Origin of the sequence: Trinickia acidisoli, assembly GCF_017315725.1 — a bacterium.
Taxonomy (GTDB): Bacteria; Pseudomonadota; Gammaproteobacteria; order Burkholderiales; family Burkholderiaceae; genus Trinickia; species Trinickia acidisoli.
In genome coordinates, this window is sequence record NZ_JAFLRG010000001.1 from 2365400 (window position 1) to 2384698 (window position 19299).

10 protein-coding genes and 3 pseudogenes are annotated in these 19299 nt (G+C 61.0%); 3 read left to right on the plus strand and 10 right to left on the minus strand.

Going from position 1 to position 19299, the window contains the following annotated elements; genetic code table 11:
• Positions 1–94: 94 nt before the first annotated feature.
• The 3 genes from J3485_RS10915 (at position 95) to J3485_RS10925 (ending at position 8549) form a co-directional block, all read left to right on the plus strand.
• Positions 95–1678 (plus strand): SLC13 family permease, encoded by a 1584-nt coding sequence (locus tag J3485_RS10915; protein ID WP_309477003.1) that lies wholly within the window; start codon positions 95–97, stop codon positions 1676–1678.
• A gap of 38 nt (positions 1679–1716) precedes the next feature.
• A complete protein-coding gene (locus tag J3485_RS10920; RefSeq protein WP_206952480.1) occupies positions 1717–4143 on the plus strand; it encodes a hypothetical protein in 2427 nt (808 codons plus the stop codon).
• Between the two features lie 254 nt (positions 4144–4397).
• Positions 4398–8549, plus strand: coding sequence for a S53 family peptidase (locus tag J3485_RS10925; protein ID WP_206952481.1), 4152 nt, complete (start codon positions 4398–4400; stop codon positions 8547–8549).
• Positions 8550–8624: 75 nt separating this feature from the next.
• On the opposite strand, the pseudogene J3485_RS10930 reads toward J3485_RS10925, so the two are convergent.
• The 10 genes and pseudogenes from J3485_RS10930 to J3485_RS10970 all read right to left on the minus strand — a co-directional run.
• Positions 8625–8951: pseudogene (locus J3485_RS10930) on the minus strand (M24 family metallopeptidase C-terminal domain-containing protein); the annotation flags it as partial.
• A gap of 148 nt (positions 8952–9099) precedes the next feature.
• Positions 9100–11790: an aminopeptidase N gene (gene pepN, locus J3485_RS10935; RefSeq protein ID WP_206952482.1), complete on the minus strand. Its 2691-nt coding sequence runs from the start codon at positions 11788–11790 to the stop codon at positions 9100–9102.
• A 62-nt stretch (positions 11791–11852) separates the two neighbouring features.
• Positions 11853–12377 (minus strand): cysteine dioxygenase family protein, encoded by a 525-nt coding sequence (locus tag J3485_RS10940; RefSeq protein ID WP_206952483.1) that lies wholly within the window; start codon positions 12375–12377, stop codon positions 11853–11855.
• A gap of 25 nt (positions 12378–12402) precedes the next feature.
• Positions 12403–12831 carry a Fis family transcriptional regulator gene (locus J3485_RS10945; protein WP_206952484.1) on the minus strand — a complete coding sequence of 143 codons (429 nt, stop codon included), beginning with the start codon at positions 12829–12831 and terminating at the stop codon, positions 12403–12405.
• A 36-nt stretch (positions 12832–12867) separates the two neighbouring features.
• Positions 12868–14346 carry a metalloprotease TldD gene (tldD, locus tag J3485_RS10950; protein ID WP_206952485.1) on the minus strand — a complete coding sequence of 493 codons (1479 nt, stop codon included), beginning with the start codon at positions 14344–14346 and terminating at the stop codon, positions 12868–12870.
• Between the two features lie 3 nt (positions 14347–14349).
• Positions 14350–15015, minus strand: a complete 666-nt coding sequence (locus J3485_RS28905) for a metallopeptidase TldD-related protein (RefSeq protein ID WP_242538746.1) — start codon at positions 15013–15015, stop codon at positions 14350–14352.
• Positions 15016–15024: 9 nt separating this feature from the next.
• Positions 15025–15708 (minus strand): annotated as a pseudogene (locus J3485_RS29265) (PmbA/TldA family metallopeptidase); the annotation flags it as partial.
• 966 nt (positions 15709–16674) lie between these two features.
• Positions 16675–16995, minus strand: a pseudogene (gene trxA / locus J3485_RS29415) (thioredoxin); the annotation flags it as partial.
• Between the two features lie 103 nt (positions 16996–17098).
• Positions 17099–18871, minus strand: coding sequence for an ABC transporter ATP-binding protein/permease (locus J3485_RS10965; RefSeq protein ID WP_206952488.1), 1773 nt, complete (start codon positions 18869–18871; stop codon positions 17099–17101).
• Positions 18868–19290 carry an ExbD/TolR family protein gene (locus J3485_RS10970; protein ID WP_206952489.1) on the minus strand — a complete coding sequence of 141 codons (423 nt, stop codon included), beginning with the start codon at positions 19288–19290 and terminating at the stop codon, positions 18868–18870. The genes J3485_RS10965 and J3485_RS10970 overlap by 4 nt, the downstream gene beginning before the upstream one ends.
• Between the last annotated feature and the right edge of the window lie 9 nt (positions 19291–19299).

A 19299-nucleotide genomic window follows, 5' to 3' on the forward strand; every position in this document is an offset into this window, starting at 1 on the left:
ATTGGATAGTCAACTTGTATTAATACGTATTATGCCTTCCGACTACGCCATCCAGGTTCGACGGCGGCTTCAGGCCCGCGCGAGGAGAACAGCAGTGACCGAAGAAGAAACCATCGTCGCGCCACGACACGAACACGTGCCTCGGGTTGCAGGCAGCGCGCGCCCGTGCATCGAAACCTCTCAGGCGACGACGCACGGGCAGCACGAAGGACAGGCGCAACGGAACAGCCCCTATGCGATCGTCCGCGCGCTGCTCGGCTTCCTGGTTGCGTGGCTCGCCTTCTTTGCCATTACCTGGCTTGCCCCTTTGCCAGTCGGGCTCACTGTACAGGGTAAAGCCACGCTCGCCGTGGTCGTGTGGGTGGCGATCGTCTGGATGACGGAAGCGATTCCCGTCGGCGTGAGCGGCGTGCTGCTGCCCGCACTGCTGGTGCTCTCTCACGCGAGCCCATCGTTTCCCAAGGCCGCGAACGGCTTCGCCGCGCCAGTCGTTTTTCTATGTCTGGCCGCCTTCCTGTTTTCGTCGATCATGCACGCGAGCGGGCTCGACCGCCGCATCGCGCTGGCGCTGCTGGACCGCTTGAGGGTACGCACCGCAAACGGCGTGATCTGGGCCATGTTCGCCGTGAACTTCGTGATGTCGATGGTGATGCCCGCCGCCAACGCCCGTGCGGCTGCACTCCTACCGGTGACCAACGGTATCGTGCGGCTGTTCGGCCAATCGTCGCGAGAACGAGCGGCAAAAAAGGCCATCGTCATCCAGACGCTCGTCTACGGCTCGATGATCAGCGGTATGTGCATCCTCACCGCGCATTTGCCGAACATGGTCGTCTCCGGCCTATTGGAGAAGCAACTCGGCATTCACATCTCCTATTTCACGTGGTTCGAACTGCAGTGGCCGTATCTCGGCATGTTCGCGATCACGCAATGCTGGGTGCAGTATTACTTCCGCTCGCGCCGTGTCCCGATTCCCGGCGGCCGCGTTGCGATCGCGACGATGCGCGAGAAGCTGCCCCGCTCCACCCGCAGCGACTGGGCGGTGCTTGCCGTGTTTGCCGGCGTCGCGACCGCATGGGCCACGGAAGGCATGCACCACGTTTCGTCGGAGGTCGTTGCGCTGGTCGCGCTGGCGCTGCTTTTCACGCCGGGCGTGCTTCGGTTCGGCTGGACCGAGGTGGAACGGCACACCATTTGGGGAACCGTGTTTCTGCTCGGGGGGGCGCTATCGCTTGCGTCCGCAATCAGTACGTCGGGGCTCGCTCAGTGGGCAGCCGATCACATCTACGTCCTCGCGCGGGGTCATGGATGGTGGCTCACCATCGGCATCGTCATGCTCGCTACACACATCATCCGCATCGGGATGCTTTCGAATGTCGCGGCCGTCACGATGATCTCGCCGATCGCGCTGGCGCTCGCCCCGCACCTCGGGCTGCACCCGGTCGCCTTCACGATGCTCGTAAGCGACACCGACAGCTTTGCCTATCTGCTGCCCACGCAGATCACGGCGGGTGTGATCGCGTACAGCAGCGGCGCGTTCACGACCGCCGACTACGCGAAGGTCGGCGCAGTGTCCGTGCTGATCGCCATCGTCTACGGGCTCTGCGTGATCGCGCCGTGGTACGCCCACCTCGGCGTTCCCGTCTGGAATCCCGCCGCGCCCTGGCCGTTCGCGCATTGACGCCCTCTTTCATTTCGATGCCCCACACCGAAGCACCTATGAGCAAAGCACACGAAGCGTCCCAGCAGGCGCATGCGCTACGCGAGCGCCTTGGCCCGCACGTCGCCCCCAAAGGGCTCTATGAACGGCTCAAACAGCGCCCTTTTGCGGGCAGCGTGAGCTGCAACGTCAAAAGGCTCGAGGCCGGCAATTGGGCTGAGATCGTATTGGACTATCAAGTCGGCTCATCGGGCATCGCGGACGGCGGCTGGCTCAAGGCAACCTTCAAGTTCTACTCCGACTGGGCGCTGTTCCAGACCAGCGATCCGAGCGCGGCGAACTACGTCAGTGCCGAATACCATGCCGCGCCGCTGCTGCCGGGCCAGAGCCCGGCCACCGTGCAAGCGCTGAACGTGCGTTTCGACCAGAAAGGCCACGAACGGCCCTATCAGAAGGCCGTGATCGTGGACGTCGTGGATGGCTATCTGAACGCCGGCGATCATATCGTGATTCGGCTCGGCGACCGGCGGCGCGGCCCCGGCACGCGCGTCCAGACCTTTGCCGAAGACGCCTTCCGGTTTCGCCTGTACCTCGACCCGCTCGGCACCTCACGTTTCGTCGCCGTGCCCGGCGATATCTCGATCGACATTCACGCCGGCGCGCCCGCCGATGTACTGCTTGCCGGGCCGCGCTTCGTTCGGCCCGGCGAGCGAGCACCATTCAGGCTGTCGCTGCAGGACCGCTGGGGCAACGCCTGCCGCGAACTCGACTCGGCCATGAATGGCAGCAATGGCAGCGCCATGCTGGCCCGCGTCGTCGCATACGACGAGCGCGGCGAGACCGTCTACCATCGCAACCACGTGCTGCCTGCCACGGATTTCGCCACCTGCGCGGTCGACGATCTGCCCATCACGGCCGGTGCATTGCGTATCGTGGCCGACGTGCCCGGCCGCCCGGAGATACGCGCGGCCGTCGCGTACCTCGCGGTGGATGCGGCATTGCCCGCGCCGCGATCGCTGTATGCCGACCTGCACGTCCATGCGCACGATACCGTGGGCACCAACAGCCCCGCATACAACGCGCAGTACGCGCGCGACATCGGCGGCATCGACGTGCTCGGCTACACCGCGAACGACTTCCAAATCACCGATGCAAACTGGCAGCTCGGCTTGCAAGCCGTCGAACTCATCAACGAGCCCGGCCGCTTCGTGGCCTACCCGGTGCAGGAATGGTGCGGCAGTTCGACGGCGGGCGGAGACCATAACGTCGTGTTCCTCGGCGACGCTCGCCCCGGCTTTCCGTACAACGCCCAGGGCGAGCACAATCGCACGTTGATCTGGAACGAAGACATGAAGGGCCACACGGTCGAGTTGGGTCGCTGGCCGGTGGAAGAACTGTGGGATGCCTATGCGGACGATGCGGACGAACATCTCGTGATACCCCATGTAGGCGGGCGCCGCTACATTCCCGATTGGCACCACCCGAAACTCGAACGGCTCGTCGAAATCGCCTCATCGTGGGGCCACTTCGGTTGGCTCTATCAGGATGTCATCGCGCGCGGCTATCAGCTCGGCGTTGCGGCGAGCGGCGACGAACACCGCGGACGACCCGGCGGCGGCGCGCCCGGCGTGCAGGTGTTCGGGGTACACGGCGGCCTGACGGGCGTGCTCGCCGCGACGCTCGATCGGCGCACGGTCGGACAAGCGCTGCGCAGGCGCCGCACGTGGGCTACCACCGGCGAACATAGCGCGCTGCTGGTCCGCAGCGGGGAGCACTGGCAAGGCGACGCGTTCGCGCACCGCGGGCCCGCCACGCTCGACTATCGGCTGTTGGGTCGCGCCGGCTGGGAGTATGTCGCGGCCTACGATCACAGCGGCCTCATCTGGGAGCGAAATCTGCACGAGGAATTGGGCTACGCCGATCGCCTGATCCGGGTCCGCTGGGGCGGCGCGCGAATTCGCGATCGCTATCGCTGGGCGGCCTGGCGCGGACAGATCACGATTCTCAACGGCACGATCCACAACTTCGGTTCGAACGGCTTCGAGCACGTCGAGGAATCGGCATGGCGCACCGGCGCCACCGGCATCGGATTTAGGAGCGACACCTACGGCGACGCCGACACCATCGAGATCGACGTCGGCAACCTGGCCGCCGCAACCCTCATCGTCGAAGGCACCGTCGACGGTTTCGTCAAGGTCGGCGATCCGTTGCAGGGCAATCCATTCGAGCATGCGCCGAGGTTTCGCTACGAAATCAGCGGCACCGAACTGCTCGCGCGCGGCAGCGCGACGCATGCGCTAGGCGGCACCGAGTTGTTCGTTGCGCTCGAGCGGCTTACTGACCGCCCCCTCCCGGTGGATCTCGCAGGTAGCATCGAGATCGCACCGCAAAACGCGCCGTTCGGCTTCCGACCGGTCTACTTCTTCGGACGGCAGCGCGACGACAGCAAGGTATGGTCATCGGCACAATTCATCACGTTCGGCTGACATGCGGCGGCTTCGGTACGTTCGCGCTCGCGATGCAAAATTAAAATCAATAAGCGTGCCGCCGTTGAACGATAAAACTACATTTATATAAGTGAATTTTAAAAAATACTCCTCCACCTGTCATTTCTATCTATATCCATCGAGATATACGCATCTCACCCGAACGGAATTAAAAAAGTGTATTAAGCTGAGTACGCCATCTGCTACCGCATCGCTTCGCCGTCGCGCAATCCCTATCTCGTGTGGAGGTGAGTATGGCCAATACCGTCGCACCTGCTGCAGCCCCGTCAGGCCGTCGCGAACTTCAAGGCAGTGCCAAGCGCATACGCAAAGGCGCCAACCGTATGCGGCCCGAGGATCCGGCGACACCCATCGAAATCAGCGTATATCTTCGCCACCCACCCGGCGCGGCGCCGTTACACGACATGGACTACTTCGCGGCGAACGCGTTCGGCCCGCGGGAACATATGTCTCGCGAGGAGTTGAATCGTCGCTATGCCGCAACGGCAGACGACCTCCAGGCAGTAACGAAATTCGCTCAAGCGAATAAGTTGAGCGTGATCAGCGCTGATCCGAAACGACGTCTCGTCCGCTTGGCAGGCAACGTGGAAACGCTCGGCAACGCCTTCGCCGTGCAATTGTTTCAATACAAAACCGACCACGAAACGTATCGCGGACACGAAGGCACGATCAAGCTTCCGGCGGAGATCGCCGACGTGGTGGTGGGTGTGTTCGGTCTCGACAATCGCCGCATGGCGCGCCGCGTCGCCAGCGTCGCCAACGTCGATTCAGGGGTTGCCGTCGCGACACCGCCGAAAAAAGTCAGGCGTACCGTGCGTTTGCCTGAAGGAGGTGGCGGCGGCGCCGGCACGATTACACCGCCGCAAGTCGCACAGGCGTACAACTTTCCCTCGCCAACAGCGGGGGCGGTAGGCCAAACGGTTGCCGTGCTCGAGTTCAGCGGGCCCCTCTCGCAGAGCTTGCCGACATGCGGCTTTGCACAGAGCGACATCGACGGCTACATCAACTTCCTCAACACCACGACGGGCACTCATTTGCAATCGGCCACGGTCACCGCGGTTGCGGTCGACCACTCGACGGATGCGCCGGGCAACGTACCCGGCGGCAGCGCAACCAACTTCAATGCACTCACCGACGCCGACGTGGAAGTCGCGCTCGACCTCGAGGTGATTGCATCGGTCGCCCAAGGCGCGAAGGTCGTCGCTTACTTCGCGCCACAGACCGAGCAAGGTTGGGTGGATGCGATCACGGCGATCGTCGCCGATACCACGCACGATCCCGACGTGCTTTCGATCAGTTGGGGATGGTCCGAACTCGAAGCGCAAGCGGGTATCGACAGTATCCCCGGCAACTGGCCGTTCGAGTGGACGCAGCAGGCGTATCAGCAACTGACGCAGGCGTTCCAGGCAGCCGCCAACATCGGCATGACCGTGTTCGTTTCGAGCGGCGACCAAGGCTCCGATTGCCAAGAGGACGACGGCAAGGCACACGTGCTCTACCCCGGCTCCGATCCATGGGTGACCTGTTGCGGCGGCACCATCGTGAATAGCCTCTCCCCGCTGACGGAGGGCACCTGGAACGATAATGCGCTCGGCGGCGGCGCCACGGGCGGCGGCGTCAGTTATCTCGTCGGCACGCAATCGTGGCAGGCAAACGCTAACGTACCGGCATCGGCCAACAACGACGGGCATCACGGACGCGGCCTGCCGGATATTGCCGGCAATGCGAGCCCGCAGAGCGGCTACCTCCTCTGGCTCTATGGCACGCGCTCCGATCAGCTCGCGTTCACCGCGCCGCCGTTCCTGGCCGGAGAGGATCTCGGCCCGGTCGGCGGCACGAGCGCGGTGGGACCACTCTATGCATCGCTGGCCGCGCAAATCAACGCGATCCTCGACACGCGCATCGGCTATCTGAACCCCACGCTTTATGCGCTCGGTGGAAGCAGCGTGTTTCGCGACATCAACGACGGCATCAGCAACGCCGTCACCACGGCGAGCGACACGACCTCGCCGGGCTATACCTCGACGGCGGGATGGGACGCGTGCACGGGTTGGGGGAGCGTCGACGGCACCGCGCTGCTGGGTGCGCTTCGGCCGATCTATCAGCGTGCAACAACGCTGATTCTCGACCGCAGCACGTTCGGCCGAGACGAAGTGAACGCGCAGGGCAGTACCGCGAACTTCCCCGATGCCGTATATGTCGTGGCCGACGGCTTCAGTGCGCAGCAACTCGGGCTGAACAGCGGCAACCTCGACAACCCGCCTCTCGGGCAAACGTTGGCCTTCGCCGGCACATTCGCCGCACTGAGCGGCCAAGGGGTTGCACTGGTGTTCGACGACACCACGGGCGTGCAGTTGGAGAGCCCGAACGATTTTCAGGGGCCGCAGCGGATCACGTTCCCGTTCAACGTTCAATTCACCTCGCAACAGGCATTCGCCAACATTACGACGCCACCCGGCTACATGGACTTCACGCTGTCCGCGACGGTCAGCACGATCGCAAGCGGCGGTGTCCCGTCGGTCAGCGCCACGAGCGGCACGGCTGAGCTCGAACTGGTGCTGCAAGCCGATCCGTTCATGAATGCGGGCGAAACCTGGTGGCTCAGCGACGACATGCGGGTGTTCAGTGTTACGCCGGCGACATTGCAAGGCCAGTCACCGCTCGCTTATTCGACGACGCCCTGGCCGAGCGACGGTAGCCCGAACACCTACATCGCCAACCTGCTGACGGAGCTGAACACGAGCTTTACCGATCCGACGCTGCCGAACACGCCGTTTACCGGTATCTCGCCGCAAGAGGATCAATCGCAGTTGCAATTGAACGGTAGCGTCAGCGGCAATGCGGTCTATAACTTCGGCCTCGCGCGCGTGCATTTGCAAGGCGATACGGCCATGAACGTGCGCACGTTCTTCCGCCTGTTCATCAGCCCGTCGCCGGACACCGATTTCAATACGTCGACCACGTTCCGCGAGGCGGTCCAGACCGATGCGAGCAACGCGCCGATTGCGGGAACGCTGATCCCGCTGATCGGTTTCCCGTCGAACGACATGACTGCGACGATCCCATTCTTCGCTGCCGCACGGATCGACCCGACCGCTCATCCACAGACGTACCAGACCGATGCCGCGAATGTGCAGCAGATCCCGAGCCCGCTCGCGCCCACGCCACCGACGGGCGCGCAGGTGATCGCCTATTTCGGCTGCTATCTCGACATCAATCAAACGACGCCTGCTTTCCCGCTCGATCCGACGACCGAGGCGAACGCTAACGGCCCGTGGCCGGCGGCCAGTCTCAGTTCGATCAACCAGATCATCATGAGCAACCACGCCTGCCTCGTAGCCGAGGTTGCCTACGATCCCGATCCGATCCCCTCCGGCGCGAACGCGGCCACTTCGGACAAACTCGGCCAGCGCAATCTCTCTTGGGTGGGGTCCGACAATCCGGGCGCGCTCGCCTCGCATCGCGTTCCCACGCTATTCGATCTGCGCCCGAGCGCGGCGGTGCACCCTTCGCGCCAACAACCGCCGGACGAACTGATGATCGACTGGGGCAATACGCCGATGGGATCGACGGCCGCGATTTATTGGCCACAGGTAGCCGCCAACGATGTCGTGGCCCTCGCCGATGAACTCTATCTGACGCACCGATTGAAGCAACAGGATGCGCACACGATCATCTGCAAGACCGGCGACGTCACGTATGTGCCGATCCCGTCGGGCAGCAGCCAGCGCTTCGCCGGGCTGATCACCATCGATCTGCCCTCGACCGTTCGCAGCGGGCAGCAGTTCGAAATCGTCGTCAAGCGCATCACCAGCGCGCAGTCGTCGCCGCTGGCCGCGCAGAGTAAGCGAGGGCCAAACTGGCGTTACGTGGTGGGTGCGTTTCAGATCAACGTGCCCGTGAGCAAGGCATCGGCACTGCTGCCCAAGGAGGAGAGCCTGCTCGCCGTGTTCAAGTGGAAGCTCGAGAATTTACCCTTCGACAATCGCTGGCATCCGGTGCTCGAGCGCTATCTGCGTCAAATTACCGGTCGGGTCGACGCGCTCGGCGGCAATGCTCCCTCGATTCCGGCGTCGCCCCAGGGCTATCCTGTACAAGGCACGCAAGGGGGCACCCAGGGCGGGAAAGGAGGGACCGGGGCGAACGACCTCGAGTTCTGCGGGAAGGTGACCGGCCTCATCTACGATCGTTTTGGCGATTTCGACGGCTTCGCGCTGGAGAGTGAAAGCGGCACCGAGGAGCACTTCCGCTGCGAGGAACGCGCGATCGAAGATCTGGTTCGGCGCGCGTGGCTCGAGCGCTATTTGATCGTCGTCATTGCAAGGCATGCGGCGCCGCGGGTTCCGATATCGATCGTGACGCGGCGGGCGATGCGGGTGCATTGAGAGGTGCGTTCATCGACGACGGGCCGCGGCTCGTCGTCGATGAACTCCGAAGACCGCATGATCGGCACAGCACTGCTAGATGGGCCGAGTGCACGCCTCGAGCCATGCCTTCCCCGCACCCGATACATGCGGACTGACACGCGCGCGCACCATGTCGTGATAAGCATTCAGCCACGCTCGCTCGTCATCGCGCAGCAAATTCGTGGCAATGCGACGGATGTCGATCGGACACAGCGTCAAGGTTTCGAATTCGAGAAAATCACCGAACTCAGTTTTGGCTGCCGCGCGATTCAGAACCAGATTTTCTATTCTGATCCCCCACTTGTTCGGGCGGCAAACACCAGGCTCGATCGACGTCACCATCCCCTCTTCCATCGCAGTCCAAGGCTCGGCCGCGGCATGCTACGTAGCTGCGCTAGCCGGTCCGCAATGGAAGACGTTTCAGGCAGTCGCACGTTCATCAGCGAACGCTCCATTCGCGATAACAGACGGGACTCAATTGCCGCTCCTTGTACGAGTGCATCATCGATAACCTGTCGAGGTTCGTTAATTAAACCAATGCCTTTTGAACGATTTCACGAACGTCGAGGGACCTGGCGTTCAGCTCCACTTGTTCGAGCGCAGTGCGCATCTGGGCACTCAGCACCGGCGTAAAGCGGCGCCATAATTCGAGCGTCCGTGCGAGGCGCGCCGCAACCTGCGGATTGATCGCGTCGAGCGCGAGTACCTGTTCGACCCAGAAGGCGTAGCCCGACCCGTCCGTTGCGTGGAATTGCGACGGATTGGCCCCACAGAAACTCGAGATCAGCGCGCGAGCACGATTGGGGTTCTTGAGCGTGAATGCGCGATGGTGCGTCAGCGCGCGTACGACGTCGATGACGGGGCATTGAGCGTGGCCACGCTGCGTGGCTTGAAGCGCAAACCACTTATCGATCACGAGCGGATCGTGTTCGAAGCGCGTGTAAAAGTCATCGAGCGGTCGATTCGCAACGTCATCGCCTGTGCCGGCTGCGGCGTTCAGCAAAGCGGACAGCGCACCGATTCGATCCGTCATGTTGTTCGCCATGTCGTATTGCCTCGTTGCAAGCCGCACCGCATCCGCGGGATCGTCGAGTTCCGAAAGGTACGCAAGCGCGGAACACTTCAGCGCACGGCGACCCGCGGCTTCGGCCGTAGCCTCGTAGACGCCAGGCGTCAGGTGCCGCTCGTAGGTTGCGAGCCACGCTTCCCTCAGCGCCTGCCCCAAGCGCTGACGCACATATCGCCGCGCCGCGTGCACGGCAGCCGGGTCGGACACCGCCATCCGTTCCGCGAGGTAGATCTCCGTGGGCAACGTCAATGACAACGCACGAAACGACGGCGAGAGCGATTCGTCGGTCAGCACGCTACGGAATGCATTGATCAGCGTGTCGCTCATCTCGAGCGATCGTGCCTGCCTCACTTGTTCCGCAAGCGCGAGCAGTTCGCGCGTCGCCAGGCGCTGTCCCGCTTCCCAACGATTGAACGGATCGCTATCGTGAGCGAGCAGGAATGCCAGTTCATCGTTGCCGTAGTCGTATTCGACGATCACCGGCGCCGAGAAATTGCGCAGTAGCGACGGCAGCGGCTTCTCGGGTATATCGACAAACGTGAAGCACTGTTCGGCCTGCGCGAGTTCCAACACGCGCGTCGTCCCGCGCGCTTCCGTCTCGCCCTCGAGTCGCAGCGGGACATCCGCACCGTCTCGCCCAACGAGACCAATGGAAAATGGAATGAGCAGCGGCTCACGTTGCGTTGCGCGCGCAGCCGGTGAAGCATCGCCGTATTCCTGGGCGAGCGTGACGCCGTAGAGCCGGGTGGCATCGTCATAGTGCGTCGTCACGCGTACGCGTGGTGTGCCCGCTTGACTATACCAACGCTCGAATTGCGAGAAGTCGCGCCCGTTGGCATCGGCCATCGCGAGCCGGAAGTCGTCACAAGTCACGGCCTGGCCGTCATGCCGTTGGAAGTAAAGATCCATGCCCTTGCGAAAGCCACCCTCGCCGACCAACGTCTGATACATGCGAACGACTTCCGCGCCCTTTCTATAGACCGTCGCCGTGTAGAAGTTGTTGATCTCGACATAACGCTCGGGACGTACCGGATGCGCCATCGGCCCGGCATCCTCGCCGAACTGCATCTGGCGCAAGATGCACACGTCCTCGATGCGCTTCGTCGCGCGCGCGGCCTCGCTCTCATTTCCGCCCGCCACCGCGGCGGAAAACGCTTGATCGCGAAATACCGTCAAACCTTCCTTGAGACTCAATTGGAACCAGTCGCGGCAAGTCACGCGATTGCCGGTCCAATTGTGGAAATACTCATGACCGACAATGGACTCGATGTTGGCGAAATCGGTGTCGGTCGCGGTTTCCGGGTTCGCCAAAACGCACTTCGTGTTGAAGATGTTCAGCCCTTTGTTCTCCATCGCACCCATGTTGAAGTCGCTCACGGCGACGATCATGAAGCGATCGAGATCGAGCTCTAGACCGAAACACACTTCGTCCCAACGGATTGCGCGAATCAAGGAATCCATCGCGTGGCCCGTCTTGTCCAAGTCCTGCGGCTCCACCCACACCTGCAACAATTTTTCCTTTCCGGAGCCCGTCTTGATGCGTGCCTCGCGTGCAACGAGTTTGCCCGCAACGAGCGCGAAGAGATAACTCGGCTTCTTGAACGGGTCTTCCCATTTTGCGTAATGCCGGCCTTCGGGGAGATCCCCCTGATCGAGTAAGTTCCCGTTCGATAGCAGTACCGGATAGGCGCTCTTCTCCGCCCGCAGCGTGACGGTATAGACGGACATGACGTCTGGGCGATCGAGGAACCACGTAATGCGCCGAAAACCCTGCGCTTCGCACTGCGTGAAGAAATTGCCACCCGACACGTAAAGGCCCATCAGCGTCGTGTTGGCTGCCGGATGACACGTGCCGGTGACAGTAAGCTCGAAACAATCCGGTACGTCGTACACCGTGAGTCCGCGCTCGTGTACACGCACGTTCACGTTTGGATGACCATCAACCGCCGCGCGAATGAATTCGAGTTGTTCCCCTGCCAGTTCGAGGTTCGATGCGCGTACGACAGTGGGATTACGGCGCACACGCATCGTGTTCCGGACGACGGTGCGCTCCGGCGTGAGATCGAATTCGAGGTCGACGGTGTCGATCAGGAAGGCGGGCGGCGTATAGTCGGCGCGCCGAGTGGCCGGAGGCGTAGCGCTAATAGACATGGATGATCGATCAAATCGTTGCTGGGACATACACGCGCGCTTGCAAGGGCCGGCTAGTCATACTAGCCGGGCAGCACGCGATTCACGTGAGTCATCGTGGCATCCCGATTCACGCCATAGACGTGAAGTGAAACGGCTATTTCCTGACATGTGTTCCCCAATCGATGAATGTCGTGGAGACCCGGGCTCGATACCACGACGTCGCCCGGCACCCGCTCGATGCAGTCGCGAACCACGGCCTGCTTGCTGGCTATGTCCCAACGCAGACGGTCCTCATGCAGCATGCCGTCGAGCACGACGTAACCACACCACGTCCAGTGCGAGTGAACGGGACTGAATCCGCCCGGCCGCCAAATCAGCAGCATGACGGAAAACAACCCGTCTTCATCCGAATGCAGAAGATGCCGGCTATACCCCTGTCCGGAGACATGGGGCAGATCATCGTCCGCAAGTCGATATTTTTCGCGAATGCTGCCAAGTACCGAGGACAACCCACTCAGCAGTTTGTCTGTCGGTAGCCCCACAAGAGATCGAATCTTGTCGGAAAAATCGGAACACTGAGTCGGAAAAGTTTCAATTATTGTCATACGCTGATTTCGCTCCGCGCCTGTGTCATGCTGCCCCACCATGCTGTTCCAAATATTTTGCTATGCCGTCGATCACCCTTACCGGAGCAACTTCCAGTTGAGCATCGTGATTCGTCAGCAGTCCCGCGAAAAGCCGGAACGCCTTGTTGTCGAGGCCGAACCGCCCATCCTGTCCGGCAAAGAAGGCCTCGTTCGCGACATGTTCGTAGTCGTCGAGCGAATCGAGTCCCGGCTTGCCGTACCCGAGTTCGCTCAACATCCCCGCGGCCATCGCGACTCTCATCAGAATCTGAAGTGCCATCAAAGACCCGGCACCGGCACGCAACGCCTCCAGTTGAAGGTGATACTCCAACGACAGCACGTCCCGAATCGGCTTCGGCAAAGGCAACAACTCCGTTTTGATCGCTCTTTGCTCACGATTGGATTGGCTGAGGCGATAAGTCCAATTTTTCACTTTCTCACTACCGATGCGTCGCAGATTCGATAGCGGCTACGCCGTCCCGCCGACGGTCATTTCATCGACCCGCACAGTCGGTTGACCAACGCCCACCGGCACCGATTGCCCCGCCTTACCGCAGGTTGCCCTGCCGGTGTCGAGTTCGAGGTCATTTCCGACCAGGCTAATTTTCCGGATGGTTTCGGGCCCATTGCCGGTAATCGTCGCCCCTTTGACAGGCACCGTGATCTTCCCGTTTTCGATGAGATAGGCTTCGGACGCTTCGAAAACGAACTGGCCGCTCGTGATATCGACTTGCCCGCCTTCAAGACCGGCGACGTAAATTCCGCTTCTTACCGACTCGACGATTTCCTTCGGGTCACGCTCGCCGTTCAACATGAAAGTGTTCGTCATTCGCGGCATCGGCAGCACGGCATACCCTTCGCGGCGGCCGTTGCCCGTTGCCTTCATCCCCATCAGCCGTGCACTCAACGAGTCTTGCATATAGCCGCACAACACGCCGTTCTCGATCAACGCGGTGCGCTGCGTCGGACACCCTTCATCGTCGATATTCAACGAACCGCGCCTGCCGTGAAGCGTTCCGTCGTCGACGATCGTGACGCTTTCGGGGGCAACTCTCTCGCCGAGGCGCCCAGCAAACGCCGATGTACCCCGACGAATCCCATCCGCTTCCAGCCCGTGCCCCACGGCTTCGTGTAGCAGCACGCCATTCCAGCCGGGACCGACGACAACGGTCATTTTTCCGGCAGGAGCCGGCCGCGACTCGAGTTTCATCAGCGCCGCATCCACTCGACCATCGATAAACGTGCGCAACGCCTCGTCAGTCCAAGTTTGCACGCTGTATCGCCCGCCGATCCCTCCACTCGCACTCTCCAGCCGCGTGCCCGATTTGACGCGGACATTGATCGAGAGGACGAGAAGCGGGCGCACGTCTCCCGAACTGAGTCCATCGCACCGGGCAATCCAGATCGTTTCATACGTGGCGCTGAGCATCGCATTCACTTCGATAACCCGTGAGTCGCGAGACCGAGCCCACTGATCGACCTTTTTCAGAAGCGCGATCTTCTCGGCCGCTTCGATCGCCCCCAAAGGATCGCGTGCCTCGTAAAAGGAATGCGCAAACGGGGATTGCGTAGCCTGATGAGCGAAAGCGATGTTCGATGGCGCCTCCGCGCCGCGGACCTGCATGGAAACGCGTCGAAGCGAATCCGCGTCGATCCGCTGCGCGCTGGCAAACGTCGCCTCTTCGCCCCTCATCACGCGAACGCCGAATCCGGAATCGCAGCGGAACGAACCGCCACGAACGGCCCCGCCCTCCAACGACCACGATTCCGCACTCGTCTCTTGCAGAAAAATGTCCGCGAAATTCCCGCCTGCACCCATCGCAAGCGTCAATGCCGAAGCAAGCTGCGCTTCGTCGATCCCGTGCCTTTCCAGCAGTGCGACGCGAGCCAGAGAGCGAACACCTCCGATTGCAGCCGGCTGCGTGCTCAGGTCTAAACCGTACTTCATATCTCAGGCTCCCCCCACCTTCATGGTTTCGATCAGCCAGGATCCCGACGTCGATGATCCTCGAGTGATCGTATCGTTGCCGATTGCCTGCAACCCGCTAAACATCTCCCTCAGATTCGATGCGAGTGTGATGCCGGCCACCGGAAACTGAATCACTCCGTTTTCTACCCAGAAGCCTTTCGCCGCACGCGAGAAATCGCCGGTCAAACGATTCACGCCGCCACCGACCATCTCCGTCACGACGAGCCCGCGGCTCAGCTTTTTGAGCATGCCGGTGAAATCGTCGCCGTTCGCAGTCAACGTGCTTCCAACCTCGAGGTTATGCGGCCCGTAGCCATTGCCTGTCGGTTGCACCCCTAAGCGACGCGCGGCATAAAGACCCAAGAAGTACCCTTGCAGGCAACCGTCTTTCACCACCATTCGCCGAGATCCAGGAATACCGTCGCTGTCGAAGCAGCGGCTTCCCATTGCACGTTTCAAGAATGGATCTTCACGAACTCGAACGTGCTTGGGAAACAGCGCCGCCCCAAGACGATCTTTCAGAAATGAACCCGTTCGATAAAGCGCGTCACCCGACGACGCCGCGACAAACTCATTGAGAAGCGCTAGCGCAGCCGTCGGTTCGAATAAAACGGCGCATTGCTGCGTCGGAATTTGCCTGGCGTTCAAGGCACTCGTCGCACGCTCGGCTGCGACTACGCCAATCTCTTCGGGCCTTGGAAGGTCATCGAACGCACGAGCAGAGTGACTCCAAAATCCAATCTGCTTTTCTCCGACGCCGGAAGCAACGGGCGCGCAGGAGATCGAATGCGCAGACCACGGGGCACTCCCGGAGAATCCAACCGAGGTGGCAAGCAGCGATACCCCCGAAACCGTTTGCACGCTTGCGCCATTCGATGTTTGAATCGACGCATCATGCGCAAACGCGGCACACTCCGCGCGTTGCGCATAGGAGGCCATATCGTCGAGTGTCGATTCCAGCGGATGGTATGAATCGAGATCGGGGAAGGTATTCGCCAACTGCAACGCGTCCGCGAGTCCTGCCGCCGAATCGACTGCCGTCACATTCGTAATCTCCAGCGCGGCTCGGACCGCTTTCGCCAGCCCTTCTCGCGACAAATCCGACGAACTCGTCGAAGCGCGCTTGCCCGCTCGATAGACAGTAATCGTAATTTCAGAAGCGAGACGGAAACTCCTTTCGGTCGGCACCCGATTTCTTACCATTGCGGCGCGCGATTCGGAGTGCGCCGCCTCGACACGCGCACCTTCCGCGCCAGCGCCGCGTGCGAGTTCGAGCGCGCATGCCGCGGCATCGCTCAACTCCGACGTCACGGCGCGCAACTGCATACCGCCAGCCTGCATAAATTCGCTCCACTATTTAAGCAATCGATCGCAGCGCCCCTATGAGCGCGCTGCGGGAAGATCTCAAGCGAATTGGCGGGTCAGGTCGATCAACAGATCCCCGATCGCTTGGCCCATCTCCTTCATCGCTCGATTCCCTTCGCGATAGTGAGCGTGGAAACGGTGCACGAGATCAGGATCGACTGCTTCGATCGCCTGCATCATCGCCTCGCCGCGCGGCGATTCCGTGCCTTGCTCAGTCGCCCGCGCCGCGATTTCTCCGGCTAATTGCGCAACCCGTGCGTCATCCATCGAGGTCCAGTTGCAGCTATCTTGAAGCCGCTTCCACACAAATGAACTAACGGCGAAAACCAGGTCGCCCAACATGTCCGGATCTTTGGACAACACCGACGATGCACTCTCCAACATATGCGCGAGTCTTCCGCGGCTTTTATCACTGGCATCGGAGGCAATATCCGCACATGCTTTCTTAACCTTCGCCCAGCTTGATTCCACGCCGCCGGCGTCAGCGGTTTCAGCACGATGCAAAGCAACCAACTCGTCACGAATCTCGAGCAACGCTGAGTCGCCACCCAACAAATCGGCGACCATCGGGCTCTCGAGCAGATGAACGAGAAGTTGGCCGGGAAGCTTGGACAAGTCGGCTCCGACAGGTACGCTCTCCAGCCATTCGGCTACAAATAGCGCGCCGTTGATACGAGTCTCGCGGTAAGTCGACAGCGTTTCGACGATCGACACGACTTCAGCCGGCATACCGAGCTTGCGCGCGCAGTCATCGGGATAGGCCTCGCCCGTCACGAAACCGAGCGCGCTATTGATCTGCCCGTCCCACATGTTCTCGTTCGGCGCTGCCTGCTTTCGCGTAAGGTACCCACGCAAACGATCGAGGTCGGTCGCCTTCGCTTGCGGATTGCCGCCGAACGCGCTGAGCTTGATGGCGGGACGGGCCAATTCCGTTACCGTCCCTAGGTGAGCATCGAGAAATCCCGCGAGTTGGGCAGCGGAACGATTGCCGACAACCCGCCCCAGTTCGTGACCGTCTTTCAGAAGAATCAACGTCGGAATACCTCTCACGCCGAATCGGTCGCGCGCCGATGCGTGCTCGTCGACGTTGATCTTCACGAAATCGACCTCTCCCTTGAAGCTCTCGCTCACTTTTTCGAGCGTCGGAGCGAGGGCCTTGCACGGTCCACACCATTCGGCCCAGAAGTCGACCAGCACAGGGCGACTGTTCGCGATCACATCCGCGTCGAAACTCGCTTCGGTCACGCTCCTCAAATTACTCATTGATTGTCCTTTCAAGGTTGTCTCTGGATTGATTCGATGCCGCCCGCACCGTCGCGCCTCACATCCGTGTGGACGGTGGCGGCGTGGGATCTAATACGATTCTTTATGCGGGAAACACGCGATGTAACGGGAGTACCGTGCGATCGCCGGAGTCGGTCGTTTCTCTAGGCGGGAAATCGAGCGTCGAGCTATGAAACGCTGACAATTCCTTTCTATGTGCGACGCTGACGACCGTAGCCCGAGGCAGGCGTTCGATCAACAATTGATACAGTTCCCGCTCGCTTTCCGTGTCGAGCGCCGAAGTGCATTCGTCGAGAAAGACGGTGGAAGGATTCGCAAGCAACACGCGAGCGAATGCCACACGTTGCTGCTCTCCACCGGAAAGACGGCTACTCCATCGATCGGTCTCATGCATCGACGCAACGTAAGCGCCGAGCCCACACGCGCGTAAAACGTCAGCGCACTGACTGTCCGAATACGCGGACTCTTCGCAGGGGTAGGCAATCGCGCCCTTCAACGTGCCGGGTGGAATGTAGCTACGCTGCGGCACGAACATCCCGCCGTCGGCAGAGCGGTTGACCGTGCCTTCGCCGTATGGCCAAAGTCCGGCAAGCGCTCTCAGCAAAGTGCTTTTCCCGCTACCCGATCGTCCTCGTACGATGCATCGCGCGCCCGGCGTCAGCATGAAATCAGGCACGAAGGCAATGGTGGCCGAATCCGCATCGCGCAGAACCAGGCTGCTTGCGGCAACCAGGCCCTTCATCTCGAGATTCGTGACGATGCCTGCCCTCTGCTCGATATCGTTGACATAGAGAAACTCGCGAAGACGATTCGCCTCGGCGCGCCAACTGGCGAATCCAAGGTATGCCTGGGGAAAGAACGAAAGCGCGCTCGTCACGGAGCCGAAAGCGCCGTTGGATCGCATCAGCCCCCCTAGCGACAGTCCGCCGGACAGCAATTGCGGCAAGACCAACAGCGTGGGAATGACGGGACTGACTTGCCCGACGATATTGGTGAACAGGCCAACGCGCGTATTCACCCAAAGCAGCGAATAGAGATTGGAAACGACGTGACGGAAAGCCTCCCCCAATCTATTGCCCTCGGCCGATTGCCCTTTGAAGAAGGCGATCTGCTCGGCAAATTCCCGCACGCGCACCATCAGCACCCGGAAATCACCCTCGACACGATTCTGCTTTGCATTGAGCGTGATCAAACGACGCCCCAGGTAGTGAGTTCCGGCAAAGATCACGCCCTGATACAGAAATGCCGCCATAACCAAATAGCCGCGGACGGTATGGCTCGCCCCGCCAAGGCTGAATTTCAAAGGTCCGCCGATATTCCAGAGGATCACGCTGAAGCTGACGATACTGACCGGTACCTGAAGCCCCCCCATGACGAGAAGCAGTGTGTCTTTGACGAACTGTCGCGCGTCTTCGGCAATACGCTGGTCGACGTTTTCGAGCGATCGATCTCTCTCGATGCGATAGTAAGTGTGCCGTGCCATCCATTCATCGACGAGCCACGTGGTCAGCCATCGCCTCCAGCGAATCTCGACGATCGACTGCAAGATGACCGTCGACATCGTAAAGGCCGATGCAATCATCGCAACCATCAGGAATACGAACAGAAGGTGCGGAAGCAACTGAAACTTCCCTGCTCCGATCGCGTCGTAGAACGTGCCCGTCCAACGATTGAGCCACACTGCGACGTAGGTATGGCCCCAGCCGGCAGCGAGCACGTAGGCGAGCATCAGCAGCGAGAGCAAGCCATCCCGGGTTTTCCAGTAAGGCACGACCAGCTTCCAAACAGATGGGAATCGCCGTCTCGCTTCCTGATCTTCAGCGCGATCCATCGGGAACGCGTGGTTCACGCTCATTGCTGCCTCTTAGGCGGTTGCATGACGAAATTGATCTTGTTCAACCCGCCGCCCTGAAGATCGGCCAGTATCGTCGCGACCTTGCCGTACTCCACATGTTGGTCGGCATCGATGTTGACGGCGGGCGGATCGCTCTGTTCGGCTGCCGTCTCCACGCGTTGTTTGAGCGCGGCTTCATCCACGACTTCCTTGTTCCACAACACCGTTTTGTCGGCCGTAATCGACAAATCGATGTCCCTGGTTTTCGATTCGGCCGGCTTTGCCGCCGCCTGCGGAAGGTCGACCTTCACCGCCTTGTTGATGACCGGCAAGGTCACGATGAAGATGATCAGCAGCACCAGCATGACGTCGATGAGCGGCGTCATGTTGATGTCGTTCATGACGCCTTCGTCGCCGTTGCCATCCATAAGAATCGACATGGGCTGCTC